This is a genomic window from Pseudomonas sp. HN8-3, assembly GCF_020790195.1.
Classification (GTDB): domain Bacteria; phylum Pseudomonadota; class Gammaproteobacteria; order Pseudomonadales; family Pseudomonadaceae; genus Aquipseudomonas; species Aquipseudomonas synxantha_A.
The window spans coordinates 1-26238 of sequence record NZ_CP086206.1; the positions used below are offsets into that span (position 1 = coordinate 1).

23 protein-coding genes are annotated in these 26238 nt (G+C 59.6%); 12 read left to right on the forward strand and 11 right to left on the reverse strand.

Annotated elements, in window-relative coordinates:
* Genes dnaA through gyrB form a run of 4 tightly spaced genes read left to right on the forward strand, consistent with a single transcriptional unit; the run spans window position 1 to window position 6206 of the window.
* The gene (gene dnaA, locus LJX92_RS00005) at window positions 1-1518 is read left to right on the forward strand and encodes a chromosomal replication initiator protein DnaA (protein ID WP_032878608.1); all 1518 of its coding nucleotides are present in this window, start codon (window positions 1-3) and stop codon (window positions 1516-1518) included.
* Between the two features lie 38 nt (window positions 1519-1556).
* Window positions 1557-2660, forward strand: coding sequence for a DNA polymerase III subunit beta (dnaN, locus tag LJX92_RS00010; RefSeq protein ID WP_005783345.1), 1104 nt, complete (start codon window positions 1557-1559; stop codon window positions 2658-2660).
* Window positions 2661-2680: 20 nt separating this feature from the next.
* Window positions 2681-3784, forward strand: a complete 1104-nt coding sequence (gene recF, locus LJX92_RS00015) for a DNA replication/repair protein RecF (RefSeq protein ID WP_032878606.1) — start codon at window positions 2681-2683, stop codon at window positions 3782-3784.
* A 4-nt stretch (window positions 3785-3788) separates the two neighbouring features.
* Entirely contained in the window at window positions 3789-6206 is a 2418-nt protein-coding gene (gene gyrB, locus LJX92_RS00020; protein WP_005783347.1) for a DNA topoisomerase (ATP-hydrolyzing) subunit B, read from the forward strand.
* A 103-nt stretch (window positions 6207-6309) separates the two neighbouring features.
* Here the strand turns inward: gyrB and LJX92_RS00025 are convergent, their stop codons facing one another.
* Window positions 6310-7032 carry a response regulator transcription factor gene (locus tag LJX92_RS00025; RefSeq protein ID WP_005783372.1) on the reverse strand — a complete coding sequence of 241 codons (723 nt, stop codon included), beginning with the start codon at window positions 7030-7032 and terminating at the stop codon, window positions 6310-6312.
* 371 nt (window positions 7033-7403) lie between these two features.
* On the opposite strand from LJX92_RS00025, the gene LJX92_RS00030 reads away from it, so the two are divergent.
* A complete protein-coding gene (locus tag LJX92_RS00030) occupies window positions 7404-9683 on the forward strand; it encodes a CHASE2 domain-containing protein (RefSeq protein WP_228309935.1) in 2280 nt (759 codons plus the stop codon).
* A 181-nt stretch (window positions 9684-9864) separates the two neighbouring features.
* On the opposite strand, the gene LJX92_RS00035 is transcribed toward LJX92_RS00030, so the two are convergent.
* From LJX92_RS00035 to glyQ, 4 genes are all read right to left on the reverse strand, one after another.
* Window positions 9865-10635: a lysophospholipid acyltransferase family protein gene (locus LJX92_RS00035; protein WP_005783374.1), complete on the reverse strand. Its 771-nt coding sequence runs from the start codon at window positions 10633-10635 to the stop codon at window positions 9865-9867.
* 82 nt (window positions 10636-10717) lie between these two features.
* Window positions 10718-11257, reverse strand: a complete 540-nt coding sequence (gmhB, locus tag LJX92_RS00040; protein ID WP_177327431.1) for a D-glycero-beta-D-manno-heptose 1,7-bisphosphate 7-phosphatase — start codon at window positions 11255-11257, stop codon at window positions 10718-10720.
* Complete coding sequence (gene glyS / locus LJX92_RS00045) at window positions 11257-13311, reverse strand: glycine--tRNA ligase subunit beta (protein WP_078822694.1); 2055 nt, start codon at window positions 13309-13311, stop codon at window positions 11257-11259. Before glyS ends, gmhB begins: the two co-directional genes overlap by 1 nt.
* Entirely contained in the window at window positions 13308-14261 is a 954-nt protein-coding gene (gene glyQ, locus LJX92_RS00050) for a glycine--tRNA ligase subunit alpha (RefSeq protein ID WP_003213601.1), read from the reverse strand. The genes glyS and glyQ overlap by 4 nt, the downstream gene beginning before the upstream one ends.
* A gap of 81 nt (window positions 14262-14342) precedes the next feature.
* On the opposite strand from glyQ, the gene LJX92_RS00055 reads away from it, so the two are divergent.
* Window positions 14343-14900, forward strand: coding sequence for a DNA-3-methyladenine glycosylase I (locus tag LJX92_RS00055; protein ID WP_005783377.1), 558 nt, complete (start codon window positions 14343-14345; stop codon window positions 14898-14900).
* Between the two features lie 40 nt (window positions 14901-14940).
* Entirely contained in the window at window positions 14941-15828 is an 888-nt protein-coding gene (locus LJX92_RS00060) for a lysophospholipid acyltransferase (protein WP_005783378.1), read from the forward strand.
* 134 nt (window positions 15829-15962) lie between these two features.
* Here the strand turns inward: LJX92_RS00060 and LJX92_RS00065 are convergent, their stop codons facing one another.
* From LJX92_RS00065 to def, 5 genes are all read right to left on the reverse strand, one after another.
* Entirely contained in the window at window positions 15963-16274 is a 312-nt protein-coding gene (locus tag LJX92_RS00065; protein ID WP_223017804.1) for a tetratricopeptide repeat protein, read from the reverse strand.
* 18 nt (window positions 16275-16292) lie between these two features.
* Window positions 16293-17666 (reverse strand): Trk system potassium transporter TrkA, encoded by a 1374-nt coding sequence (trkA, locus tag LJX92_RS00070; RefSeq protein WP_014716287.1) that lies wholly within the window; start codon window positions 17664-17666, stop codon window positions 16293-16295.
* A gap of 22 nt (window positions 17667-17688) precedes the next feature.
* Window positions 17689-18999 carry a 16S rRNA (cytosine(967)-C(5))-methyltransferase RsmB gene (rsmB, locus tag LJX92_RS00075; RefSeq protein WP_032878600.1) on the reverse strand — a complete coding sequence of 437 codons (1311 nt, stop codon included), beginning with the start codon at window positions 18997-18999 and terminating at the stop codon, window positions 17689-17691.
* The gene (gene fmt, locus LJX92_RS00080; protein ID WP_228309154.1) at window positions 18996-19949 is read right to left on the reverse strand and encodes a methionyl-tRNA formyltransferase; all 954 of its coding nucleotides are present in this window, start codon (window positions 19947-19949) and stop codon (window positions 18996-18998) included. Before fmt ends, rsmB begins: the two co-directional genes overlap by 4 nt.
* A 69-nt stretch (window positions 19950-20018) precedes the next feature.
* Window positions 20019-20525 carry a peptide deformylase gene (gene def, locus LJX92_RS00085; protein ID WP_005783383.1) on the reverse strand — a complete coding sequence of 169 codons (507 nt, stop codon included), beginning with the start codon at window positions 20523-20525 and terminating at the stop codon, window positions 20019-20021.
* 135 nt (window positions 20526-20660) lie between these two features.
* On the opposite strand from def, the gene LJX92_RS00090 reads away from it, so the two are divergent.
* The 3 genes from LJX92_RS00090 (at window position 20661) to LJX92_RS00100 (ending at window position 23236) form a co-directional block, all read left to right on the forward strand.
* A complete protein-coding gene (locus tag LJX92_RS00090) occupies window positions 20661-21437 on the forward strand; it encodes a peptidoglycan-binding protein (protein WP_078822696.1) in 777 nt (258 codons plus the stop codon).
* A gap of 63 nt (window positions 21438-21500) precedes the next feature.
* Window positions 21501-22601 carry a DNA-processing protein DprA gene (gene dprA, locus LJX92_RS00095; RefSeq protein WP_228309155.1) on the forward strand — a complete coding sequence of 367 codons (1101 nt, stop codon included), beginning with the start codon at window positions 21501-21503 and terminating at the stop codon, window positions 22599-22601.
* 77 nt (window positions 22602-22678) lie between these two features.
* A complete protein-coding gene (locus LJX92_RS00100) occupies window positions 22679-23236 on the forward strand; it encodes an L-threonylcarbamoyladenylate synthase (RefSeq protein WP_032878595.1) in 558 nt (185 codons plus the stop codon).
* A gap of 94 nt (window positions 23237-23330) precedes the next feature.
* Here LJX92_RS00100 and LJX92_RS00105 read toward each other — a convergent pair whose 3' ends face one another.
* Window positions 23331-24308 (reverse strand): quinone oxidoreductase family protein, encoded by a 978-nt coding sequence (locus tag LJX92_RS00105; protein WP_032878594.1) that lies wholly within the window; start codon window positions 24306-24308, stop codon window positions 23331-23333.
* A 177-nt stretch (window positions 24309-24485) separates the two neighbouring features.
* Here LJX92_RS00105 and hemF point away from each other — a divergent pair, with 177 nt between their 5' ends.
* The gene (gene hemF, locus LJX92_RS00110; RefSeq protein ID WP_228309156.1) at window positions 24486-25418 is read left to right on the forward strand and encodes an oxygen-dependent coproporphyrinogen oxidase; all 933 of its coding nucleotides are present in this window, start codon (window positions 24486-24488) and stop codon (window positions 25416-25418) included.
* A complete protein-coding gene (gene aroE, locus LJX92_RS00115; RefSeq protein ID WP_078822698.1) occupies window positions 25418-26236 on the forward strand; it encodes a shikimate dehydrogenase in 819 nt (272 codons plus the stop codon). Before hemF ends, aroE begins: the two co-directional genes overlap by 1 nt.
* The last annotated feature ends 2 nt before the right edge of the window (window positions 26237-26238 follow it).

The window sequence follows — 26238 nt, forward strand, 5'->3', positions numbered from 1 at the left end:
GTGTCAGTGGAACTTTGGCAGCAGTGCGTGGAGCTTTTGCGCGATGAGCTGCCTGCCCAGCAATTCAACACCTGGATCCGTCCGCTACAGGTCGAAGCCGAAGGCGACGAGTTGCGTGTCTACGCACCCAATCGTTTTGTTCTCGACTGGGTCAATGAGAAGTACCTGAGCCGCGTTCTCGAATTGCTCGATGAACATGGCAATGGCCTCGCGCCCGTGCTCTCCTTATTAATAGGCAGCAAACGTAGCTCAGCACCCCGTGCTGCGCCGAACGCGCCTTTGGCTGCAGCGGCATCGCAAGCCCAGGCGGCAGCGGCACCGGTTGCTGCTTCTACTGCACCTGCTGCAACGTCGTCCAAATCCTCTGCGCAAAAAAATGCGCCAGAGCATGAAGAACCGTCTCGCGACAGCTTCGATCCGATGGCAGGCGCCAGCTCCCAGCAGGCTCCCGTTCGTGCCGAACAGCGCACTGTGCAGGTTGAGGGTGGGCTCAAGCACACCAGTTATCTGAACCGCACCTTCACCTTCGAGAACTTCGTCGAGGGCAAGTCCAACCAACTGGCCCGTGCAGCTGCCTGGCAAGTCGCCGATAACCCCAAGCACGGTTACAACCCGCTCTTCCTTTATGGTGGCGTTGGCTTGGGTAAGACGCACTTGATGCACGCCGTAGGTAACCACCTACTAAAGAAGAACCCGAACGCCAAGGTCGTGTACCTGCATTCGGAGCGCTTCGTGGCTGACATGGTCAAGGCCCTGCAGCTCAATGCGATCAACGAGTTCAAGCGTTTCTACCGCTCCGTTGATGCTTTGCTGATCGATGACATTCAGTTCTTCGCTCGCAAGGAACGTTCCCAGGAAGAGTTTTTCCACACCTTCAACGCCCTGCTCGAAGGTGGCCAGCAGGTCATCTTGACCAGTGACCGTTACCCGAAAGAAATTGAAGGCTTGGAAGAGCGCCTGAAGTCGCGTTTCGGCTGGGGCCTGACCGTTGCGGTGGAACCGCCGGAGCTGGAAACCCGGGTTGCGATCCTGATGAAGAAGGCCGATCAGGCAAAGGTTGATCTGCCTCACGACGCTGCCTTCTTTATTGCCCAACGCATTCGCTCCAACGTGCGTGAGCTGGAGGGCGCGCTCAAGCGGGTCATCGCTCACTCGCACTTCATGGGCCGTGATATCACCATCGAGTTGATTCGCGAATCCCTGAAAGACTTGTTGGCCCTGCAGGACAAGTTGGTGAGTGTGGATAACATCCAGCGCACCGTGGCCGAGTACTACAAGATCAAGATTTCCGACCTGCTGTCCAAGCGCCGTTCGCGCTCGGTTGCACGCCCGCGTCAGGTGGCTATGGCTCTCTCCAAGGAGTTGACCAACCACAGCCTGCCGGAAATCGGCGATGTGTTTGGCGGTCGCGACCACACCACGGTCTTGCACGCCTGCCGCAAAATCAACGAACTTAAGGAATCCGACGCGGATATTCGCGAGGACTACAAGAACCTGCTGCGTACACTGACTACGTGATGACACCAGCGCAGCTTATTAAGGCAAGGGACTAGACCATGCATTTCACCATTCAACGCGAAGCCCTGTTGAAACCCCTGCAACTGGTCGCAGGCGTCGTCGAGCGCCGACAGACCTTGCCGGTGCTCTCCAACGTATTACTGGTGGTCGAAGGCCAGCAGTTGTCCTTGACCGGTACCGACCTGGAAGTCGAGCTGGTTGGTCGTGTGCAGCTTGAAGAGCCCGCCGAACCCGGCGAAATCACTGTGCCGGCGCGCAAGCTGATGGACATCTGCAAAAGCCTGCCCAACGATGCGCTGATTGACATCAAGGTCGATGAGCAAAAATTGGTGGTCAAGGCTGGCCGTAGCCGGTTCACTCTGTCGACCTTGCCGGCCAATGACTTCCCAACCGTGGAAGAAGGGCCAGGCTCGCTGACGTGCAGCCTGGAGCAAAGCAAGCTGCGTCGCTTGATCGAGCGCACCAGCTTCGCCATGGCCCAGCAGGACGTGCGCTACTACCTTAACGGCATGTTGCTGGAAGTATCCGAAGGCATCATTCGTGCGGTTGCCACTGACGGTCACCGTCTGGCGATGTGCTCGATGCGTGCCGATATCGGCCAGCCTGATCGTCACCAAGTGATCGTTCCGCGCAAAGGTATCCTTGAGTTGGCGCGTTTGCTCACCGAGCCGGACGGCAATGTCAGCATCGTGTTGGGTCAGCACCATATCCGCGCGACCACTGGTGAGTTCACCTTCACCTCCAAATTGGTTGACGGCAAGTTCCCGGATTACGAGCGTGTGTTGCCTAAAGGTGGCGACAAGCTGGTGATTGGCGATCGCCAGGCCTTGCGTGAAGCGTTCAGCCGTACTGCGATTCTGTCGAACGAAAAGTACCGTGGTATTCGCCTGCAATTGGCCAACGGCCAATTGAAAATCCAGGCCAACAACCCGGAGCAGGAAGAGGCAGAAGAAGAAGTGGGCGTCGACTACAACGGCGGCTCTCTGGAAATCGGCTTTAACGTGAGCTACCTGTTGGACGTGCTGGGCGTCATGACTACCGAACAGGTTCGCCTGATCCTGTCGGACTCCAACAGCAGCGCTCTGGTGCAAGAATCCGATAACGACGACTCGGCTTACGTTGTCATGCCGATGCGCCTGTAATCATGCTCAGCAGAAGCTAGATGTCCCTTAGTCGCGTCTCTGTCACCGCGGTGCGTAATCTGCACCCGGTGACCTTCTCCCCTTCCCCCCGCATCAATATCCTCCATGGCGCCAACGGCAGTGGCAAAACCAGTGTGCTGGAAGCTATCCACTTGTTGGGGCTGGCCCGTTCCTTCCGCAGTGCCCGCCTGTTGCCGGTGATTCAGTACGAACAGTTGGCGTGTACAGTGTTTGGCCAAGTCGAGTTGGCGGAAGGTGGTCAGAGTGCACTGGGGATATCCCGCGATCGCGGCGGGGAGTTTCAGATTCGTATCGACGGGCAAAATGCGCGCAGTGCCGCACAACTGGCAGAAATTCTGCCGTTGCAGTTGATCAACCCCGACAGCTTCCGTCTGTTGGAAGGTGCACCGAAAATCCGCCGCCAATTTCTGGACTGGGGTGTGTTCCACGTGGAACCCCGCTTCATGGCCACTTGGCAGCGCCTGCAGAAGGCCCTGCGGCAGCGGAACTCATGGCTGCGGCATGGTACACTTGACGCCGCTTCGCAAGCAGCCTGGGACCGAGAGCTATGCCTGGCCAGCGACGAAATAGATGAGTACCGTCGTGCCTATATCAAAGCCTTGAAACCAGTCTTTGAGCAGACCTTGAGCGAGTTGTTGGACCTCGAGGGGCTGACGCTGAGTTACTACCGAGGTTGGGATAAAGACCGTGAGCTCAGTGCTGTGCTTGCGACGTCCCTGCAGCGGGATCAGCAAATCGGACACACCCAGGCCGGCCCCCAACGCGCTGATTTGCGCCTTAGATTAGGTGCACATAATGCTGCGGATATTTTGTCCCGCGGCCAGCAGAAGTTGGTGGTGTGTGCGCTGCGTATTGCGCAAGGGCACTTGGTTAGCCAGGCAAGGCGCGGTCAGTGTATTTATCTGGTGGATGACTTGCCGTCGGAGCTCGACGAGCAGCACCGCCGTTCGCTATGCCGCTTGTTGGAAGACTTACGCTGCCAGGTATTCATTACCTGTGTAGACCACGAATTATTGAGGGAAGGCTGGCAGACGGAAACGCCAGTCGCTTTGTTCCACGTGGAACAAGGCCGTATCACCCAGACCCACGACCATCGGGAGTGAAGGCATGAGCGAAGAAAACACGTACGACTCGACCAGCATTAAAGTGCTGAAAGGTTTGGATGCCGTACGCAAACGTCCCGGTATGTACATTGGCGACACCGATGATGGTAGCGGTCTGCACCACATGGTGTTCGAGGTGGTCGATAACTCCATCGACGAAGCTCTGGCCGGTCACTGCGACGACATCAGCATTATCATCCACCCGGATGAGTCCATTACCGTGCGTGACAACGGTCGTGGCATCCCGGTAGACGTGCACAAAGAAGAAGGCGTTTCGGCGGCAGAGGTCATCATGACCGTGCTCCACGCCGGCGGTAAATTCGACGACAACTCCTATAAAGTATCCGGCGGTTTGCACGGTGTAGGTGTGTCGGTAGTGAATGCTCTGTCCGAAGAGTTGATTCTCACCGTTCGCCGTAGCGGCAAGATCTGGGAACAGACTTACGTCCACGGTGTGCCACAGGAACCGATGAAAATCGTTGGTGACAGTGAAACCACCGGTACCCAGATCCACTTCAAGCCATCGGCTGAGACCTTCAAGAACATCCACTTCAGCTGGGACATCCTGGCCAAGCGGATTCGTGAACTGTCCTTCCTCAACTCCGGTGTTGGCATCGTCCTCAAGGATGAGCGCAGCGGCAAGGAAGAGTTGTTCAAGTACGAAGGCGGCCTGCGTGCGTTTGTTGAATACCTGAACACCAACAAGACTGCGGTCAACCAGGTGTTCCACTTCAATATCCAGCGTGAAGACGGCATCGGCGTGGAAATCGCCCTGCAGTGGAACGACAGCTTCAACGAGAACCTGTTGTGCTTCACCAACAATATTCCCCAGCGCGATGGCGGTACTCACCTGGTGGGTTTCCGTTCTGCGTTGACGCGTAACCTGAACACCTACATTGAAGCGGAAGGTTTGGCGAAGAAGCATAAAGTCGCCACCACCGGTGACGATGCCCGTGAAGGCCTGACGGCTATTATCTCGGTCAAGGTTCCGGATCCGAAGTTCAGCTCCCAGACCAAAGACAAGCTGGTGTCTTCCGAAGTGAAGACCGCGGTTGAACAGGAAATGGGCAAATACTTCTCCGACTTCCTGTTGGAAAACCCCAATGAGGCCAAGCTGGTTGTCGGCAAGATGATCGATGCTGCCCGCGCCCGTGAAGCCGCGCGTAAAGCCCGTGAGATGACCCGTCGTAAAGGCGCGCTGGATATCGCCGGCTTGCCTGGCAAACTGGCTGACTGCCAGGAGAAGGACCCTGCCCTCTCCGAACTGTACCTGGTGGAAGGTGACTCTGCTGGCGGTTCCGCCAAGCAGGGTCGTAACCGTCGCACCCAGGCCATCCTGCCGTTGAAGGGCAAGATCCTCAACGTTGAGAAGGCGCGCTTCGACAAGATGATTTCCTCTCAGGAAGTCGGCACCTTGATCACTGCACTCGGCTGCGGTATTGGCCGTGATGAGTACAACATCGACAAGCTGCGTTACCACAACATCATCATCATGACCGATGCTGACGTCGACGGTTCGCACATTCGTACCCTGCTGCTGACGTTCTTCTTCCGTCAGCTGCCAGAGCTGATCGAGCGTGGCTACATCTACATTGCCCAACCGCCGTTGTACAAGGTGAAAAAAGGCAAGCAAGAGCAATACATCAAAGACGACGACGCCATGGAAGAATACATGACGCAGTCGGCCCTGGAAGATGCCAGCCTGCACCTGAACGACGAAGCCCCGGGCATCTCCGGTGAGGCGCTGGAGCGTCTGGTCAACGACTTCCGTATGGTCATGAAGACGCTCAAGCGTTTGTCGCGCCTGTATCCTCAGGAGCTGACCGAGCACTTCATCTACCTGCCGGCCGTGAGCCTGGAGCAGTTGGGCGATCACGCCGCCATGCAGGATTGGCTGGCCCAGTACGAAGTGCGTCTGCGTACCGTTGAGAAGTCTGGCCTGGTGTACAAAGCCAGCCTGCGCGAAGACCGTGAACGTAACGTGTGGCTGCCGGAGGTCGAACTGATCTCCCACGGTTTGTCCAACTACGTCACCTTCAACCGCGACTTCTTCGGCAGCAACGATTACAAAACGGTCGTTACCCTCGGCGCGCAACTGAGCACCCTGCTGGACGATGGTGCTTACATTCAGCGTGGCGAGCGCAAGAAAGCGGTCAAAGAGTTCAAGGAAGCCCTGGACTGGCTGATGGCTGAAAGCACCAAGCGCCATACCATCCAGCGATACAAAGGTCTTGGCGAGATGAACCCGGATCAGCTGTGGGAAACCACCATGGACCCGGCTCAGCGTCGTATGTTGCGTGTGACCATCGAAGACGCCATTGGCGCAGACCAGATCTTCAACACCCTGATGGGTGATGCGGTCGAGCCTCGTCGTGACTTCATCGAGAGCAACGCCTTGGCGGTGTCTAACCTGGATTTCTGATCAGGTAAACCTGCTTGAACAAAAAGGCCAACGCTTAGCGTTGGCCTTTTTTATTGGGTGATGGTTAAGCGTTTTAAAATGCTCCACGTGGAACATCAAGATTTCAACTTTGCGCCGTTGTCGCCACACTCTCCAAACGATACCCATATCCATAGATCGTCAACAGCTGCCAGCCGCGATCCGCCGTCAGCCCGAGCTTGTTACGCAGACGGTAGATATGGGTATCCAAAGGCCGTGACGAGACCATTTCCTCATGGCTCCAAAACCGCTCATACAGGTACTCGCGAGACAGCGGCCGGGCCAGGTTGGCAAACAGGCAACTGGCCAGGCGGTATTCCCGCTCTGTCAGGTTAATGGGTTTGCCGGCGCGGGTGACGGTCAGTTCGGCATCGTCGAAGGTTAGATCATTAAAGCTCTGTACTTCCTGGGTAGCCGACTTCTGCAAGCCGTGACGTCGCAGGACGGCGCTGACGCGTGCTTTGAGCTCGTTGGGGCGAAAGGGTTTGCTGACGTAATCATCTGCGCCGCTGTTCAATGCGGTGACGATATCGCTTTCGGCATCGCGACTGGTGAGCATGATGACCGCGGGGGGCGATTCCATGTGTTCGCGGGTCCAGCGCAACAAGGCAATGCCTGAGATATCCGGCAGTTGCCAGTCCAGGATCAGCAGGTCAAAGGTTTCCCGCCGCAGTTGGCGCAGCAGGTCTTCGCCGCGCTCAAAGAAATGCAGCGACCATGGCTGTTCCGCAGTGCTGGGAATCTGTCGCAGTGTCTGTTCCACCCGTCGCAACTCGGCGGGCTCGTCATCCAGTATTGCGACTCGCATTGGGGTCCTTCCTACAAAAAATACGACTGCTTTAATGAGTGGCGACTGTGCAAAGCCAGCCTCTGAATCTGAACAATTATGGGCGGATTCTACGATCCTTGTATCTCTCGATACGCTGATAAGATCCCGTGATGCTCAAAGCAAAGATACCGGCTCCTGTCTGTGAGGAAAAGGACTCGCTCATACCCTGCCCTGCAACAAGGTGAGGTATGGTTTGTTGCACGGTTCTGGGTAAAGTCCTCAACTGAGACCGAAATAAGCTTCACTTGTTTCAGAACACTGTTGAACGTCACCACATGGAGAGGGAGCGGGCCTATGGCACCTTTACGCGATGACCATCAATGCCTTCGCATACTTTCGGTGGTAGCCCTGTGAAACTATGGCGCAAAGCCGAGAAACGCCAACCCACCCAGGCACAGCTGTTGTTCCACGGGTTGGTCCGTGAATGGCTGCTGATCGGTCTGGTGTTACTGCCCTTTACCGTTTACCTGTCCTTGAGCCCGGGCCTGGCACTGAATAACCCTCTCTACGACAGCCTGCGCCGCCTGACACCTTTACCGGTGGATCCACGGATTCTGCTGGTCACCATTGATGCGCCCAGCCTGGAAGTACTCGGCCCATGGCCGTGGCCGCGCAGTGTGCATGCAGATCTGATTGAACGCGTTAGCGCCGCCCAGCCGGCAGGCATTCTGTTTGACGTAGTCTTCAGCGAACCTAGCAAGGGGGCCGATGGACGACGGTTGGCTGATGCGGTCTGCAATGCTGGCAATGTACTGCTGCCCATCGTCGGTGATAGCAGTGTAAGGCCCAGCCTGCCAGGAGAGCCGCTGTCACCGTTGCTCAAGTGCGCCAAGGGCGTGGGGCATATCAACGTCGAAGCGGATAGCGACGGCATCGTACGCAGCGTGTATCTGCGTGAAGGCCCACCGGGAAGCACGCTCCCTCAATTGGCATGGCTGGCGTTCGCGCTGAGTGAGCAAGCACCGGTAATGCCGGGCCTTGCCCAGGAGCCCAGCAGCCAGCAGTGGCATCAAGAGCATGAAATCCGCGTGCCTTTCACCTCGGAAGATGACCACTTTCCCAGCGTGTCCTACCTCAGCGTATTACGCGGCGAGGTAGCTCCCGAGACACTGCGCGGCCGGCTGATTCTGATAGGTGCCACGGCGTATGGAATGGCCGATCGTTTTGTGACACCGCTCTCCTCCACCGTCGGCACGACCGCAGGAGTGGAGATCCAGGCCGATATCCTCAATGGTCTATTGCAGGGACGCAGCATTGTCGACCTGCCCGGATGGCTTGCCGCCCTGTTGGCGACATCCCTGGTGACCTTGCTGCTGGGCCTTCTGCTGTATCGCCCTCGCTACGCCCTGTGGATGACCCTGGGTGGCATGACCGCGGCGCTGGTGGCCTCATGGGCATTGCTGCGCCTTGGGCATTGGTGGTCTCCCGCCGCATGTTTGATCGGGCTGTTACTCAGCTATCTCATCTGGAACTGGCGGCGCCTGAGCGTCATCCTGGCCTACTTTGGTTGGGAACTGACGCGGCTGGATAACGAGCCCAAGGTGCTGCCGGAGCGTCGTCGAGCGCCCGCCAGCAAGGGTGATGTGTTGCAGGGGCGGATCTTTGCCCTTGAGCAGGCAGTCAGTCGTACGCGTGATACGCGGCGCTTTATGGCTGACGGGTTGGAGTGCCTGCCGGTGGCTACGCTGATAACCGACCCACAGGGCAATATTCTGTTGGCCAACCGTGTAGCCCGTGATGTGTTTGGTAACGACCTGGTCAATTCAAACCTCATCGAACAACTCGCCGATCTGGGTTATCCCCCGCTGCATAACGGCGTACGCCCTGCCCTGTCAGCACTGGAATTGGTTGAGTTCCGCGATATCCACCAGCGCAGTCTGCGGATGGAGCTTGCGCCCTTGCTTCCGGCCGAAGGTGACTTCGCCCTCGGATGGCTGTTGAGCCTGACGGACCTGAGCAAGGAGCGAGAAGCCCAGCAGCATCGCGAGACCATGCTGCGTTTCCTCTCCCACGACCTACGCGCACCCCATTCGGCGATCCTCGCCCTGCTGGATGTGCATAACGGCGAATCGCCAGTCTTTGCCCAGGTCGAACAACAGGTCCGACGGGCCTTGAGCCTTACCGAATCCTTTGTGCAATTGGCCAAGGCCGAGGCTGACGGTTACCAGTTCCAGCCTACCTTGTTCGCCATGCTGGTGATGGACGCCTTTGATCAGGTTGCGGTGATTGCGCAGCTCAAGGGCATCCATCTGGTCAACGACCTGGATGAGGCGGATGAAGCCATGATCCATGCCGATCAATCATTGCTTACCCGTGCGTTGTTCAACGTGCTGGAGAATGCGATCAAATATTCCCCATCCGGCACTACCGTCAGGTTGAGGCACGGCAGTGCACAGGGTTGGTTGGAATGCCGCATCAGCGATCAGGGGCCGGGGATTGCCCCCGAGGATTTACCGGAACTGTTCAGCCAATACCGGCGTTTCGATTCGGCCCAGGGCAGTGACGGTCTTGGACTGGGGCTGACGATGGTTAAGGCCGTGGTGGAACGGCACGGTGGACGCATCGTTTGTGAAAGTGAGCTGGGCAAGGGCTCGACATTCATCCTGTTATTGCCGCAGTTGGAAGACTAAAAAACCGACTTTTCTGCTGTGCATAAAAAACCGGTCACAAGGACCGGTTTTTTTATGAAGAAAAAACTTATGCACGTTTTTCGAGATTTTATGACCTTCAGAAATATGCAGCTAAATCAGAAGGTTATGAATCAAAAAAGCCAATTCGCCAACAAAGCGTGCACAGGTTATCCACAGATCCTCAAATCGCCGGGGTCTCGACTACCAAGGGCTCAGGAGGCAGGGAACCCATGGCTCGCTGCTGTGCTTCATTCCATGCAGCGGCGCGGTCGTTCAGTGCAGCAATCGCACGCGGCCCCTCGCCTTCTGCGTACATCGGCTCGCCTATAACCACGGTGATGGTGCCAGCGCGTTTGGCCCAGCCGGTCTTCGGCCAGAACTTGCCGGCATTGTGGGCAATGGGTAGCACCGGCAGGTTGGCGTTGACCGCCAATGCCGTACCGCCCCGTGAGAACTTGCCTACGGTGCCGTAGGGCACACGCGTACCTTCGGGGAAGATCAGTACCCAGACGCCGTCCTTGAGCAACTCGTCGCCCTTCTTGGCCACGTGCTTGAGCGCCGCCTTGGGGTTGTCACGGTCAATGGCGATCGGGCGCAACATGGCCATGGCCCAGCCAAAGAACGGCACGTACAACAGTTCACGCTTAAGCACCTGGCTCAGGGGCGAGAAGTACGCGGAAAGAAAGAAGGTTTCCCAAGTGCTTTGGTGGTTCGACAAAATCACGCAGGGTTGGTCCGGGACGTTTTCTGCGCCCTTGACCTCAAAACGGATGTTCAGGAACACCTTGCTCAGCCACAACGCGCAACGGCACCAATAAACGTTGATGAAGCGATAACGCGCCTTGAACGGCAGGAAGGGGGCAATAAAAAAGCTCAGGGTGCACCAGAGAAACGAACTGGTGCCCAGCAGCAGGTAAAAGAAAAAGGTTCTGATGGCCTGCAAGATCGACATGGCGGCATTTACCGTTGCGGGACACGGCCCGCCTGTTAAAAGCGCACTCCCGAACAATCCTTGGTCAGGAAGTCGAGGGCGGCTAGTTGTTAATAAGTTCTGCGGCAACCGCCGCCAGATCGTCAAAAATCAAAGTGCCTACCGGCAGGTTTTTCGCCTGGGTCTTTTCGCCTTTTCCGGTCTTTACCAAAACTGGCTGAGAGTCGACGGCTTTGGCCGCCTCCAGGTCACCGAGGCTGTCCCCGACGAACCATATCCCAGCCAAGGGCACCTTGTAATGTTCTGCAATAGTTTTCAACATGCCAGGCTTGGGCTTGCGGCAATCGCAGCCCTCATCCGGCCCGTGAGGGCAGTAAACCACCAGCCCCACCTCACCTCCCTGTTCGGCCACCAACGTGCGCAAGCGCGCGTGCATGGCGTCCAGGGTGGCGATGTCGTAGTAACCGCGGGCGATGCCGGACTGGTTGGTGGCGATGGCCACCGTCCAGCCGGCTTTGCTCAACTGCGCGATGGCCTCGATCGAGCCGGGCAAGGGGATCCACTCCTGTACCGACTTGATGTAAGCGTCGGAGTCGTAGTTGATCACCCCGTCCCGATCGAGAATCAGCAGTTTCAACATGATCAACCCAATACGGAAATGTCAGCGATATTGATGAACAGGCCACGCAAACGCGCGAGCATGGCGTAACGGTTTTTCCGCACGCCGGCATCGTCGGCATTGATCATCACCGCTTCGAAGAACGCGTCTACCGGCTCACGCAGAGACGCCAGGCGCGCCAACGCTTCAGCGTAGTTACGCTCGGCGATCAGCGGTTTCACAGCGTTCTCGGCCTTGGCGATGGCCGAGTTCAGCGAGAACTCCTTGGCATCGGCAAACAGGCTTGGGTCAACGTCGGCATTGCCGAGGTTGTCGGCCTTGCTCAGCAGGTTCGACACACGCTTGTTCACGGCCGCCAGGGCATCGGCTTCCGGCAGCTTGCGGAACGCTTGTACGGCTTGTACGCGCTGGTCGAAGTCCAGTGCCGAACCCGGTTGCAGGGCACGTACCGACAGGTAGACGGAAACGTCCACGCCTTCGTCTTCGTAACGCGCACGCAGGCGGTCGAACACGAACTCCAGCACTTGCTCGGCCAGGCCGGCTTGCTTGACCTTGGTCCCGAACTGGCCGACCGCGAACACCACGGCCTGGGTCAGGTCGAGATCCAGCTTCTTGTCGATCAGGATCCGCAGCACGCCCAATGCCGCACGGCGCAGGGCATACGGGTCTTTGCTACCGGTGGGCAACATACCGATACCGAAGATACCCACCAGCGTATCGAGCTTGTCGGCGATGGCCACGGCCGCACCCGTCAGGGTGGTCGGCAATTCTGCACCGGCACCGCGTGGCATGTACTGCTCGTTCAGGGCCAGGGCGACGTCGTCCGGCTCGCCGTCGTTGAGGGCGTAGTAGTAACCGGCGACACCTTGCATCTCAGGGAACTCGCCAACCATCTCGGTGGCCAGGTCGCACTTGGACAGCAAGCCGGCACGGGCGGCCCAGGCTGCGTCGCCGCCGATGCGTGGCGCAATGTAGGCCGCCAGCTTGGAAACCCGCACGGCCTTGTCGTAGACACTGCCGAGTTTTTCCTGGAACACCACGTTTTGCAGGCGCAGGTTGAAGTCTTCGAGCTTCTGTTTCTTATCTTGCTTGAAGAAGAACTCGGCATCGGTCAGGCGCGGGCGAACGACTTTCTCGTTACCGGCGATGATCTGCTGCGGGTCCTTGCTTTCGATGTTGGCCACGGTGATAAAGCGCGGGAGCAACTTACCGTCTGCGTCCAGCAGGCAGAAATACTTCTGGTTGTCCTGCATGGTGGTGATCAATGCTTCTTGCGGCACGTCGAGGAAACGCTCTTCGAACGAGCACACCAGCGGCACCGGCCATTCCACCAGGGCGGTCACTTCGTCCAGCAGGCTTGGCGGCACGATGGCGGTGCCTTCCTGCAGGCGGGCCAATTCTTCGGTGCGCTTGCTGATCAGCTCGCGACGCTCATTGGCATCGGCCAATACGTAAGCGGCGCGCAGGTCGTTGAGGTAGTTGGCCGGCGAAGTGATGCGCACGCTTTCGGGATGATGGAAGCGGTGACCACGGGAATCACGACCAGCCTTCTGGGCGAGGATGGTGCAATCGATGACCTGGTCACCGAGCAGCATTACCAGCCATTGGGTCGGACGTACGAACTCTTCCTTGCGCGCACCCCAGCGCATGCGCTTGGGGATAGGCAGGTCGTTCAGGGAGTCTTCAACGATGGTCGGCAGCAGGCTGGCGGTCGGCTTGCCGGTGATGACCTGGCTGAAACGCAGTTTCGGGCCGCTCTGGTCGATCTCGCTCAGCTCTACGCCACATTTCTTGGCAAAGCCAAGGGCGGCTTGTGTCGGGTTGCCGTCGGCATCGAAAGCTGCCTGGCGCGGTGGGCCGTCCAGGTTGATGTTGCGGTCCGGCTGCTGGGTTTCCAGCGCGGTCAGCAGCACAGCCAGGCGGCGCGGCGCGGCGTAGACTTTTTTGGCTTCAAACTTCAGGCCGGCAGTCTGCAGGCCTTTTTCGATACCGGCCAGGAATGCATCGGCCAGGGTATTGAGTGCCTTGGGTGGCAGCTCTTCGGTGCCCAGTTCAACCAGGAAATCTTGAGCACTCATTGTGCAGCCTCCAGCTTAGCCAACACTTCATCACGCAGGTCAGGGGTTGCCATCGGGAAGCCCAGCTTGGCGCGAGCCAGCAAATAGGCTTGGGCGACGGAACGTGCCAGCGTGCGCACACGCAGGATGTATTGCTGGCGCGCAGTTACCGAGATGGCACGGCGGGCGTCCAGCAGGTTGAAGGTATGGGACGCCTTCAACACCATTTCATAGCTTGGCAACGGCAGCGGCTGGTCGAGTTCGATCAGGCGCTTGGCTTCGCTTTCATAGAAGTCGAACAGTTCGAACAGCTTCTCGACGTTGGCGTGTTCGAAGTTGTAGGTGGACTGCTCCACTTCGTTCTGGTGGAACACATCGCCGTAAGTCACCTTGCCGAACGGGCCGTCAGCCCATACCAGGTCGTAGACCGAATCCACGCCTTGCAGGTACATGGCCAGGCGCTCGAGGCCGTAGGTGATCTCCCCGGTCACCGGGTAGCATTCGATGCCGCCGGCTTGCTGGAAGTAAGTGAACTGCGTCACTTCCATGCCATTGAGCCAGACTTCCCAGCCCAGGCCCCAGGCGCCCAGGGTTGGCGATTCCCAGTTGTCTTCGACAAAACGGATGTCGTGCACCAGTGGGTCGAGGCCGACGTGTTTCAGCGAGCCCAGGTACAGCTCCTGGAAATTATCCGGGTTGGGCTTCAATACCACCTGGAACTGGTAGTAGTGCTGCAGACGGTTCGGGTTTTCGCCGTAGCGGCCGTCAGTCGGGCGACGACTGGGCTGCACATAAGCGGCGTTCCAGGTTTCCGGGCCGATGGCCCGCAGGAATGTAGCGGTGTGGAAAGTGCCGGCGCCTACTTCCATATCGTAGGGCTGAAGTACCACACAACCTTGCTCGGCCCAGTATTGCTGGAGGGCGAGGATCAAGTCTTGGAAGGTACGCACGGCTGGCGTAGGCTGGCTCACGAAATTCACCTGTTACTTGGGCTGCGATTTAAAGAGCGGGAGTATACCCGATTCGGCCCCGCCACCACTCCCTGGAGCCTTATGCCACGCTGCTTTTGGTGTTCTGAAGATCCGCTGTACATGGCTTATCACGATCAAGAGTGGGGAACGCCGCTGCGCGATGCGCAGGGTTTGTTCGAGTTGCTTTTGCTCGAAGGGTTCCAGGCGGGCCTGTCCTGGATCACCGTTTTACGCAAACGCGAGCATTATCGAAAGGTCTTGTTCGGCTTTGATGCGCAGCGTCTGGCGCGGTTAAGCGATGAAGAAATCGAGGCGCTGATGCAGGATCCGGGCATCGTGCGCAATCGCTTGAAGCTCAATGCTACCCGGCGCAACGCCGCGGCCTGGCTGGCGCTGGAAGACCCGGTGGGGTTGCTGTGGTCATTTGTCGGCGGTAAACCCAAGGTCAATCACTTCAAGGATCGCAGCGACGTCCCGGCCATTACACCCGAGGCTGAAGCCATGAGCCGCGCCTTGAAGAAAGCCGGTTTCACCTTCGTCGGGCCGACCATCTGCTACGCCTTCATGCAGGCCTCGGGCATGGTCATGGACCACACTCAGGACTGTGACCGTTACGCGGACTTGGTCAACGCCGGTTAGAATGCCGGTTTTGCGCACCACACACGATCAGGAGTGACCTGTGGAAAAGTTTAAAGGCGCCTTGCTGGTAGGCGCTCTCCGGTTGTTTGCCCTGCTGCCCTGGCGCGCCGTACAAGCCGTCGGCACGGGCATCGGCTGGATCATGTGGAAAACCCCCAACCGCTCCCGCGACACCGTGCGGATCAACCTCTCCAAATGCTTCCCGGATATGGACCCGGCCGAGCGCGAGCGCCTGGTGGGCCGCAGCCTGATGGACATCGGCAAGTCCCTGACCGAAAGTGCTTGCGCGTGGATCTGGCCAGCCCAGCGCTCCATCGACCTGGTGCGGGAAGTCGAGGGCCTGGAAGTGTTGCACCAAGCCCTGGCCTCGGGCAAAGGCGTGGTGGGTATCACCAGTCACCTGGGCAACTGGGAAGTGCTGAACCACTTCTATTGCAGCCAGTGCAAACCGATCATTTTCTATCGCCCGCCCAAGCTCAAGGCGGTGGACGAACTGCTGCGCAAACAACGCGTGCAATTGGGCAACCGCGTGGCGGCGTCGACCAAGGAAGGCATTCTCAGCGTGATCAAGGAAGTGCGCAAAGGCGGCCAGGTAGGCATTCCTGCCGACCCGGAACCAGCCGAGTCCGCCGGCATCTTCGTCCCGTTTTTCGCCACCCAGGCCCTCACCAGCAAATTCGTGCCGAACATGCTCGCGGGCCACAAGGCTGTTGGCGTATTCCTGCACGCGTTGCGCCTGCCGGACGGCTCAGGCTACAAAGTGATCCTGGAAGCGGCGCCGGAAGACATGTACAGCACCGACACCGCCACCTCCTGCGCGGCGATGAGCAAAGTGGTGGAGCGCTATGTGGGCGCCTACCCGAGCCAGTACATGTGGAGCATGAAGCGCTTCAAGAAGCGCCCGCCGGGTGAGGCGCGGTGGTACTGATTCACACCTGACTCAAGACCGATATAGAAACAATGTGGGAGGGGGCTTGCTCCCGATAGCGGTGGTTCAGTCAAATATGCATTGGCTGACACACTGCCATCGGGAGCAAGCCCCCTCCCACATTTAGTCCTGTATCAAGCCTGGCGATCGAGTTTCTTCAGGAACACGGTCATCTCTTTTTCGGCCTGCTTGTCGCCGTGGGCCTGGGCCGCTTCAATGCCTTTTTCCCACGCCTGTCGTGCTGAGGCACTGTCACCCTGCGCCTGGTGCGCCTTGCCCAACAGCTTCCACGCCGCCGAATACTTCGGATCGAACTCGACACACTTGCCCAGATGCTCGGCGGCTTTGGCGTTGTCCTTCAAGTCCAGATAACCCTTGCCCAAGCCGAAGCGCAGCAGCGAATTATCCACACCCTTGGCGAGCATTTTTTCCAGGGATTCGAGCATGTCGGTCACTCCGTTTGATCAGAAAAAGCTCAAGCCCACGTGGAACAGCTTCTCTACATCGCGGATATGTTTTTTATCCACAAGGAACAAAATCACATGGTCTCCAGTGGCGATCACCGTGTCGTCGTGGGCGATGATCACTTCTTCATCGCGGATGATTGCACCAATGGTGGTACCCGGCGGCAGGCCGATATCGCGGATGGCCTTGCCAATCACCTTGCTCGACTTCGAATCACCGTGGGCAATCGCCTCGATGGCTTCCGCCGCACCCCGGCGCAGGGAGTGCACGCTGACAATATCGCCACGCCGCACGTGGGCGAGCAAGGTACCGATGGTCGCCAGTTGGGGGCTGATGGCGATGTCGATATCGCCGCCCTGGATCAGGTCCACATAGGCCGGGTTGTTGATGATGGTCATCACCTTCTTCGCCCCCAGCCGCTTGGCCAGCAACGACGACATGATGTTGGCTTCGTCATCGTTGGTCAGGGCGAGGAAGATATCGGCGTCGGCGATGTTTTCTTCCATCAGCAGGTCGCGGTCCGAGGCGCTGCCTTGCAGTACGACAGTGCTGTCGAGGGTGTCGGACAAATGCCTGCAACGCGTCGGGCTCATCTCGATGATCTTCACCTGGTAGCGGCTTTCGATGGCCTCGGCCAACCGCTCGCCGATCTGCCCGCCGCCGGCGATGACGATGCGTTTGTAACTCTCGTCGAGCCTGCGCATTTCGCTCATGACCGCACGAATATTCGCCTTGGCGGCGATGAAAAACACTTCGTCGTCGGCCTCGATCACCGTGTCGCCTTGGGGCAGGATCGGCCGGTCACGACGGAAAATCGCGGCCACGCGGGTTTCCACGTTTGGCATGTGCTCACGCAGCTGGCGCAGTTGTTGGCCAACCAACGGCCCGCCGTAGTACGCCTTTACCGCCACCAGTTGCGCCTTGCCCTCGGCGAAGTCGATCACCTGCAAGGCGCCAGGGATTTCGATCAGGCGCTTGATGTAGTGGGTGACCACCTGTTCCGGGCTGATCAATACGTCCACCGGAATGGCGTCATTATCGAACAGGCCGGCGCGAGTCAGGTAGGCCGCTTCGCGCACCCGGGCGATCTTGGTTGGGGTGTGGAACAACGTATGAGCGACCTGGCACGCGACCATGTTGGTCTCGTCGCTGTTGGTCACCGCCACAAGCATGTCGGCATCGTCGGCACCCGCCTGACGCAGCACCGTTGGAAACGACGCCCGGCCTTGTACCGTGCGGATGTCCAGGCGGTCGCCCAGGTTGCGCAGGCGCTCGGCATCGGTGTCGACCACGGTGATGTCGTTGGCTTCGCCGGCCAAGTGTTCGGCCAGCGTGCCTCCGACCTGCCCTGCCCCAAGGATGATGATTTTCATCCGGTCACTCCCTTAAACCCATTCAGCCGCGTGCGGCGGCGATCTTGATCAGTTTGGCGTAGTAGAAGCCATCGTGCCCGCCTTCCTGCGCGAGCAGTTGGCGGCCGTGGGGCTGCTTGATGCCGGCGCTGGTAGCGAGGTCCAGTTCGCGCGCGCCGCTGGTGCGGGCGAGGAAGGCTTGGATGACCTCAGTATTTTCGGTGGGTAGCGTGGAGCAGGTGGCGTACAGCAGGATGCCGCCGACTTCCAGGGTTGGCCACAGGGCGTCAAGCAATTCGCCTTGCAGCACCGCGAGGGCGGCGATGTCGTCGGGCTGGCGGGTCAGCTTGATGTCCGGGTGCCGACGGATTACGCCGGTGGCAGAGCAAGGTGCGTCCAGCAGGATGCGCTGGAATGGCTTGCCGTCCCACCAGGTCGCTGTGTCGCGGCCGTCGGCGGCGATCAGGTCGGCGCTGAGGCCCAGGCGCGCAAGGTTTTCCCGCACGCGCACCAGGCGTTTGGCTTCAAGATCCACAGCCACTACACCGGCCAGGTCTTTTTCAACCTCAAGGATGTGACAGGTCTTACCGCCTGGCGCGCAGCAGGCGTCGAGTACGCGCTGGCCGGGGGCCAAATCGAGCAGGTCGGCCGCCAATTGCGCGGCCTCGTCCTGCACGCTGATCCAGCCTTCGGCAAAGCCCGGCAGGCTGCGCACATCAGTGGCGGCTTCGAGCACGATGCCGTCGGTGCTGTACACGCACGGGGTGGCGTTGATGGCGGCGTCGGCCAGTAATTGCAGATACGCATCACGACTATGGTGGCGACGGTTGACCCGCAGGATCATCGGCGGGTGCGCATTGTTGGCCGCGCAGATAGCCTCCCATTGCTCGGGCCAGAAGGCTTTCAGGGATTTTTGCAGCCAGCGCGGGTGGGCGGTGCGCACCACCGGATCATGTTCCAGCTCGGCCAGCAGTGCTTCGCTTTCACGCTGGGCCCGGCGCAGTACGGCATTGAGCAGGGCCTTGGCCCAGGGCTTTTTCAGCTTGTCGGCGCAACCGACGGTTTCACCGATGGCGGCGTGGGCCGGTACGCGGGTGTAGAGCAGTTGATAGAGGCCCACCAGCAACAGCGCCTCGACATCAGCGTCTGCCGCCTTGAACGGTTTTTGCAGCAGCTTGGCTGCCAGTGCCGACAACCTTGGCTGCCAGCGGGCGGTGCCAAAGGCCAGGTCCTGGGTGAAACCGCGATCCCGGTCTTCGACCTTGTCCAATTGCGTGGGCAATGAACTGTTCAGCGAAGCCTTGCCGTTGAGCACGGCAGCGAGAGCCTTGGCGGCGGCCAGACGTGGGTTCATTGAGTGGCCACCCCGAGGATCGTGCCCAAGGCAAATTTCTCACGGCGGCTATTGAACAAATCGCTGAAGTTCAGCGCTTTGCCGCCGGGCAATTGCAGACGTGTCAGGCACAGCGCCTGATCACCGCAAGCGACGAACAGCCCGTCTTTGCTGGCGCCGATAATCTCGCCGGGGGCGCCTTTGCCGTCGGCCAGGGTCGCGTTCAACACCTTCAAGGCTTCGCCGTTCAGGGTGCTATGGCAAATTGGCCATGGGTTGAAGGCACGTACCAGGCGCTCCAGCTCCACGGCCGGGCGGCTCCAGTCGATGCGCGCTTCGTCTTTGTTCAATTTGTGCGCGTAGGTGGCCAGGCTGTCGTCCTGTACCTCGCCTTTCAGGGTGCCTGCTGCGAGGCCGGCGATGGCCTGGATTACGGCAGGTGGGCCCATTTCGGCAAGGCGGTCGTGCAGGCTGCCACCGGTGTCTTGCGCGGTGATCGGGGTGGTGACCTTGAGCAGCATCGGTCCGGTGTCCAGGCCCGCCTCCATGCGCATCACGGTCACGCCGCTTTCGCTGTCGCCCGCCTCCACGGCGCGCTGGATCGGCGCCGCACCACGCCAGCGAGGCAGCAGCGAAGCATGGCTGTTGATGCAACCCAGGCGCGGGATATCCAGCACCGCCTGGGGCAGGATCAAACCGTAGGCCACCACCACCAGCAGGTCCGGTTTCAGCGCGGCCAGTTCGGCCTGGGCTTCGGCGTTACGCAGGGTCGGCGGTTGCAGCACCGCTATGTTGTGTTCAAGCGCCAATAGCTTGACCGGGCTCGGCATCAGTTTTTGCCCGCGACCGGCCGGGCGATCCGGCTGGGTGTACACCGCGACGATGTCATAAGGGCTGGCAAGCAGCGCCTTGAGGTGTTCGGCGGCGAATTCAGGGGTGCCGGCAAAAACAATGCGCAATGGCTCGGTCATGGGAGTTCTCGGTTAAAAACAGTCACAAAAGAAAAAGGCTTGCCGCAGCAAGCCTTTGGAAGAAGGGCATCAAGCTTGCTGGCGATGCTTTTTTTCCAGCTTCTTCTTGATCCGGTCCCGCTTGAGCGTGGACAGGTAATCGACAAACAGCTTGCCGTTAAGGTGGTCGCATTCATGTTGGATGCACACTGCCAACAGACCTTCGGCAATCAGCTCAAACGGTTTGCCATCACGGTCCAGGGCCTTGATCTTCACGCGCAACGGGCGTTCGACGTTCTCGTAGAACTCCGGCACCGACAGGCAGCCTTCCTGGTATTCGCCCATCTCATCGGTCAGCGGTTCGAACTCGGGGTTGATGTACACCCGGGGTTCGCTGCGATCTTCCGACAGGTCCATGACCACGACACGCAGATGCACGTTGACCTGGGTAGCGGCGAGGCCAATGCCCGGAGCTTCATACATTGTTTCAAACATGTCATCGACCAACTGACGAACCTTGTCGTCCACTACGGCCACCGGCTTGGCGATCGTGCGCAGGCGCGAGTCGGGAAATTCGAGGATGTTCAAAATAGCCATAAGCGTAATTGCTGCACATGTGAGGTAAAGACCAATCGGCGGTGGGATGGACCCACACGGCCGGTGTGAAACGCTCAGAAGCCACGAGGGCCAAGGCATTTCACGCGAACGCACATAATAAAGGAGATTCACCCCATGAGGAAATCGCTACTCGTCTTGCTGCTGTGGGCCCCCGTCGCCATGGCGTTGATTCCCAAGCCCACTGAACGCCTGGATCACGCGACGCAACAGGCCATCCAGCACTTTTTACTGCATAACCGGATTGTCGATACGCCCCAGGACCTGGACAACGCGCCTTATATCGTCGCAGCGCAAGGCGGTCGCGTGCTGGGGGCCAACGGTGAGCGCGTGCATGCTCGCGGTCAGCTGGACCCGGCCCAGCCAAGCTACGGAATCTTTCGTCGAGGCAAGGTCTACACCGACCCAGGCACCCAGGAGCTACTGGGCATCAATGCCGACGATATCGGCACCGCACGCTTTGTACTCGCCGACGACCTCACCACCCTGGCGGTGCAGCGGGTTACCCAGGAAATCCGTCCAGGTGACCGCTTGCTTGGTGCCCAACGTCCGGTCGCGCTGAACACCCTGGAGTCAGCCAAATCAACGGCTTTCATCGCAGGGCACATCATCGACATCCCCAGGGGCGTCACTCAGATTGGTGTGCTGGACGCCGTGACCCTGAACAAGGGCCGACGCGATGGATTGATCGAAGGCCAGTTACTGACGGTGATCAAGGCGGGTGCCACGGTGCGAGACGTCCTTACCGGCACGCCAACACAACTCCCGGAAGAACGGGCCGGCACCCTTCTGGTGTTTCGCACCTATGAAAAACTCAGTTACGCCTTGGTGCTCAGTGCTTCACGCGCGCTGGCTGTAAAGGATCGTTTCGAGACCCGTCAACAAGCGCAATAAATAGCCTGCTAAATAAGTTACCAACAGAGTTATCCACAGCTTGTTCCGGTCAAGGATGATCAAATGAATCCGATAAACAGTAGCGAAATTTCTCCGGCAGAGCTGGAAGCCCGACTACGCTTGCACAGGCTGCCAGAACTGGGTCCCAAGCGTTTTCACGTATTGATTCAAGCGTTCGGCTGCGCCTCCAAGGCCCTCAGTGCCCCCGCCAGTGCCTGGCGTTCCCTCGGGTTGCCCACCATCAGCGCCGATGCCCGGCGTAGCCCGCAAATCCGTGATGGCGCCAGTGCGGCATTGGCCTGGTTAGAGCGTCCGGCCCAGCATTTGCTGATGTGGGACCAACCTGAGTACCCGGCCTTGCTTGCTCAGATCGACGACGCACCGCCGCTGTTATTCGTTGCGGGCGACCCGGGCATTCTGGAAAAACCACAGTTGGCCATGGTCGGTAGCCGGCGTGCTTCCCGCCCCGGCATGGACACGGCCGCCGCGTTTTCCCGCAGCCTGGCGAGCGCCGGTTTTGTCATCACCAGTGGTTTGGCGCTGGGCATTGACGGCGCAGCACACCAGGCAGCGCTGGAGGTGGGCGGTCGTACAGTCGGGGTGCTTGGCACCGGGCTGGAAAATTTTTATCCACAGCGCCACCGCAAGCTCGCTGCCGCGATGATTGCCCAAGGCAGCGCGGTGGTTTCTGAGTTTCCGTTGGACGCGGGGCCCCAGGCCGGTAATTTTCCACGGCGCAATCGGATTATCAGCGGGCTCTCGCTGGGGGTTCTGGTGGTGGAAGCCAGCATGGCCAGCGGTTCGCTGATCACCGCACGGCTGGCCGCAGAGCAAGGGCGCGAGGTGTATGCGATCCCGGGCTCCATTCACCATCCCGGTGCCAAGGGTTGCCATCAACTGATCCGTGATGGCGCGGTGCTGGTGGAAACCATCGAACACATCCTTGAGGCGCTGCGCGGTTGGCAGGCGTTATCGCGCCCTGCGCCGGTGCCGATCACCCACCCACTGGTGGCACTGCTGCATGCTGCGCCGCATACAAGTGAAGCCCTGGCGATTGCCAGTGGTCGGCCGTTGTCCCAGGTGCTGGCGACTCTTACGGAGCTGGAGCTGGAAGGCCAGGTCATCTGCGAAAGCGGGCGCTGGCTGGCGCGTTGCCAGGTTTAGGTGCTGCCGGTTTTTGGCGCTGGGTTTTGTAACGAAGATCGGTAAACTGCCCAGAGCTTTAGTCCGGAGATTAAATAATGGTCAACAGGTGGCGTGTGCTGCAAGCCGCACGGGAAATTCGCGCAGGCGCGGTGATTGCCTATCCGACCGAGGCGGTCTGGGGCCTGGGTTGCGACCCGTGGAATGAAGAAGCGGTGGATCGGCTATTGGCGATCAAGAACCGCTCGGTGGACAAGGGCCTGATTCTGGTAGCGGACAACATTCGTCAATTCGACTTCCTGTTCGAAGACTTCCCGGACACCTGGATCGATCGCATGGCCAGCACCTGGCCCGGGCCGAATACCTGGCTGGTGCCCCACCAGGACTTGTTGCCCGAATGGGTCACGGGTATGCATGACACCGTGGCGTTGCGGGTCACTGATCACCCGTTGGTGAGGGATTTGTGCGCTCAGGTCGGGCCGTTGATCTCCACGTCGGCCAACCCTCAGGGGCGCCCGGCGGCACGCACGCGTATTCGCGTGGAGCAGTATTTCCGCGGGCAAGTGGACTTGGTGTTGGGTGGCGCGCTGGGTGGGCGCAAGAACCCAAGCCTGATTCGGGACCTGGTGACAGGTGAGGTTGTGCGCCCCTCCTGAGATCGAGGCACGGCCATCGCGGGCAAGCCCGGCTCCCACATTTGATCAGTCATCGCGGTCAAATGTGGGAGCTGGCTTGCCTGCGATGACGCACTCAAGGCAACAGAATGGTTGAGCCAGTCGTGCGTCGCGCCGACAACTCGGTCTGCGCTTTGGCCGCATCCGCCAGCGGGTAGCGCTGGTTGATATCAATGCGCACCTTGCCGCTCTTGATCATCGAAAACAGATCGTCCGCCATCGCCTGCAAGTTCGCCGGATTGTTGGCGTAGGTCGCCAGCGTCGGGCGGGTCACGTATAGCGAGCCCTTGGCCGACAGAATGCCCAGGTTCACCCCGTCCACCGCGCCCGACGCGTTGCCAAAGCTTACGACCAAACCCCGTGGCGCCACGCTGTCCAGAGAGGTCAGCCAGGTGTCCTTGCCGACGCCGTCGTACACCACCGGCACCTTTTTACCGTCAGTCAATTCCAGCACACGTTGTGCGACATTCTCCTTGCTGTAGTCGATGGTTTCCCAGGCGCCGAGGGATTTGGCCAGGGCGGCCTTTTCCGGCGAACTCACGGTGCCGATCAGCTTCACGCCCAGGGCCTTGGCCCATTGGCAGGCCAGGGAGCCGACGCCACCGGCAGCGGCGTGGAACAGGATGGTTTCGCCGCCTTTCAATTCGTAGGTCTGGCGCAGCAGATATTGCACGGTCAGGCCCTTGAGCATGGCCCCGGCGGCCTGCTCGAAACTGATGTCATCCGGCAGGTGCACCAGGTTGGCGGCGGGCAACACATGCAACTCGCTGTAGGCACCCAGCGGGCCGCTGCCGTAGGCCACGCGGTCGCCGACTTTGAACTGGGTGACTTCACTGCCCACGGCATCGACTACACCAGCGCCTTCTGCGCCCAGGCCCGATGGCAGCGCGGGCGGTGCGTAGAGGCCACTGCGAAAATAGGTGTCGATGAAGTTCAGACCGATGGCCTCGTTACGCACCCGCACCTGTTGTGGGCCAGGCTCCGCTGGCGTGTAGTCCACATACTCAAGTACTTCGGGGCCGCCGTGGGCGCTGAACTGGATACGTTTGGCCATCTGCACTTCTCCTTAGGTTCGAATCTGCGTAGCCCCCTATCGGACTCCTAAGCTTGATCTTCGTCAACTGCCGCGCACCTAAGTGCAGTGGCATGTGGGCGCAGTGGTATCCTGTGCGCCCATTTGCCGCCGACGCCCGATGGCCTCGCGTAGCTTTGCCCGATTCAAGGTGATGCCATGACTACCCGCACCGAGGCCGTTAAAGCCTACCTGCTTGACCTGCAAGATCGCATTTGCAACGCCCTGGAAACCTTCGAGACGGATACTCGCTTTATCGAAGACGCCTGGACCCGGCCTGCCGGTGGTGGCGGTCGCACCCGTGTGATCGAGAACGGTTCGGTGATCGAAAAAGGCGGCGTTAACTTTTCCCACGTGTTTGGCAGCGGTTTGCCACCGTCCGCCAGTGCCCATCGGCCTGAGCTGGCTGGTCGGGGGTTTGAAGCCTTGGGCGTGTCACTGGTGATTCATCCGCATAATCCCCATGTGCCGACATCCCACGCCAATGTGCGCTTTTTCATCGCTGAAAAAGAAGGCGAAGAGCCGGTGTGGTGGTTCGGTGGCGGCTTTGACTTGACCCCGTATTACGGCAACGAAGAAGACTGCGTCCACTGGCACCGTGTGGCCGAGCAAGCTTGTGCGCCCTTTGGCCCGTACGTGTACGCACGCTATAAAGCCTGGTGCGACGCCTATTTCCACATCAAGCATCGCAATGAACCTCGCGGTATCGGTGGCCTGTTCTTCGATGACTTGAACGAATGGGGCTTCGACACCTGTTTCGCCTTTATCCGTGCCATCGGCGATGCCTATATCGATGCCTACCTGCCGATTGTGCAACGTCGCAAGGCCATGGCGTATACCGAGCAGCAGCGTCAGTTCCAGGAGTTCCGCCGGGGCCGCTACGTCGAATTCAACCTGGTCTATGACCGTGGCACCCTGTTCGGTTTGCAGTCGGGCGGGCGTACAGAGTCGATCCTGATGTCGCTGCCGCCCCAGGTCCGTTGGAGCTACGACTGGAAGGCCGAGGCCGGTAGCGAAGAGGCGCGCCTCACCGATTATTTCCTGCAAGACCGCGACTGGCTCGGCGTCGTTGCAGCCAAGGCGGCGGTGTGATGGACCGTTATGTCGTGTTCGGCAACCCCATCGGCCACAGTAAATCGCCGCTGATCCACCGTATGTTCGCCGAGCAGACCGGCGAACAACTGGACTACAGCACGTTGCTCGCGCCGTTGGAGGATTTCACCCTCTGCGCCCGTGAGTTTTTTCGCCAGGGCCGTGGCGCCAACGTGACCGTGCCGTTCAAGGAAGACGCCTATCGTTTGGCCGATACCTTGACCGAACGCGCCCAGCGCGCTGGAGCCGTGAACACCCTGAGCAAACTGGCGGACGGTACGTTGTTGGGAGACAACACCGACGGCGCCGGCCTGGTGCGCGACCTGACGGTCAACGCCGGGCTGAACCTGCAAGGCAAACGCATCCTGTTGTTGGGAGCCGGTGGCGCGGTGCGCGGTGCACTTGAGCCGTTGCTGGCACAGCAACCCTCTTCGTTGATCATTGCCAACCGCACCGTGGAAAAGGCCGAGCTGCTGGCTGAGCTGTTCGACGACCTGGGCCCGGTGTCTGCCAGTGGTTTCGACTGGCTACGTGAGCCGGTTGACGTGATCATCAATGCCACGTCCGCCAGCCTGTCAGGCGATGTACCGCCGATTGCCGGCAGCCTGATCGAGCCGGGCAAGACGTTCTGCTACGACATGATGTACGCCAAGGAACCTACCGCGTTCTGCCGCTGGGCTGCGGAACACGGCGCTGTGGTGGCGATGGATGGTTTGGGGATGCTGGTGGAGCAGGCAGCGGAAGCCTTCTTCCTGTGGCGTGGTGTGCGCCCTGATTCAGCGCCGGTGTTAGCCGAACTACGCCGTCAATTGGCCTGATC

What these genes read in the sequence shown, in the direction of transcription:
- dprA (WP_228309155.1), top strand. Translation starts at nt 21,501, where the DNA reads ATGAATCCGATAAACAGTAGCGAAATTTCTCCGGCAGAGCTGGAAGCC.
- recF (WP_032878606.1), top strand. Translation starts at nt 2,681, where the DNA reads ATGTCCCTTAGTCGCGTCTCTGTCACCGCGGTGCGTAATCTGCACCCG.
- gyrB (WP_005783347.1), top strand. Translation starts at nt 3,789, where the DNA reads ATGAGCGAAGAAAACACGTACGACTCGACCAGCATTAAAGTGCTGAAA.
- LJX92_RS00100 (WP_032878595.1), top strand. Translation starts at nt 22,679, where the DNA reads ATGGTCAACAGGTGGCGTGTGCTGCAAGCCGCACGGGAAATTCGCGCA.
- LJX92_RS00025 (WP_005783372.1), bottom strand. Translation starts at nt 7,032, where the DNA reads ATGCGAGTCGCAATACTGGATGACGAGCCCGCCGAGTTGCGACGGGTG.
- def (WP_005783383.1), bottom strand. Translation starts at nt 20,525, where the DNA reads ATGGCTATTTTGAACATCCTCGAATTTCCCGACTCGCGCCTGCGCACG.
- LJX92_RS00055 (WP_005783377.1), top strand. Translation starts at nt 14,343, where the DNA reads ATGCCACGCTGCTTTTGGTGTTCTGAAGATCCGCTGTACATGGCTTAT.
- fmt (WP_228309154.1), bottom strand. Translation starts at nt 19,949, where the DNA reads ATGACCGAGCCATTGCGCATTGTTTTTGCCGGCACCCCTGAATTCGCC.
- LJX92_RS00105 (WP_032878594.1), bottom strand. Translation starts at nt 24,308, where the DNA reads ATGGCCAAACGTATCCAGTTCAGCGCCCACGGCGGCCCCGAAGTACTT.
- trkA (WP_014716287.1), bottom strand. Translation starts at nt 17,666, where the DNA reads ATGAAAATCATCATCCTTGGGGCAGGGCAGGTCGGAGGCACGCTGGCC.
- hemF (WP_228309156.1), top strand. Translation starts at nt 24,486, where the DNA reads ATGACTACCCGCACCGAGGCCGTTAAAGCCTACCTGCTTGACCTGCAA.
- LJX92_RS00065 (WP_223017804.1), bottom strand. Translation starts at nt 16,274, where the DNA reads ATGCTCGAATCCCTGGAAAAAATGCTCGCCAAGGGTGTGGATAATTCG.
- LJX92_RS00035 (WP_005783374.1), bottom strand. Translation starts at nt 10,635, where the DNA reads ATGTCGATCTTGCAGGCCATCAGAACCTTTTTCTTTTACCTGCTGCTG.
- dnaN (WP_005783345.1), top strand. Translation starts at nt 1,557, where the DNA reads ATGCATTTCACCATTCAACGCGAAGCCCTGTTGAAACCCCTGCAACTG.
- rsmB (WP_032878600.1), bottom strand. Translation starts at nt 18,999, where the DNA reads ATGAACCCACGTCTGGCCGCCGCCAAGGCTCTCGCTGCCGTGCTCAAC.
- LJX92_RS00090 (WP_078822696.1), top strand. Translation starts at nt 20,661, where the DNA reads ATGAGGAAATCGCTACTCGTCTTGCTGCTGTGGGCCCCCGTCGCCATG.
- glyS (WP_078822694.1), bottom strand. Translation starts at nt 13,311, where the DNA reads ATGAGTGCTCAAGATTTCCTGGTTGAACTGGGCACCGAAGAGCTGCCA.
- aroE (WP_078822698.1), top strand. Translation starts at nt 25,418, where the DNA reads ATGGACCGTTATGTCGTGTTCGGCAACCCCATCGGCCACAGTAAATCG.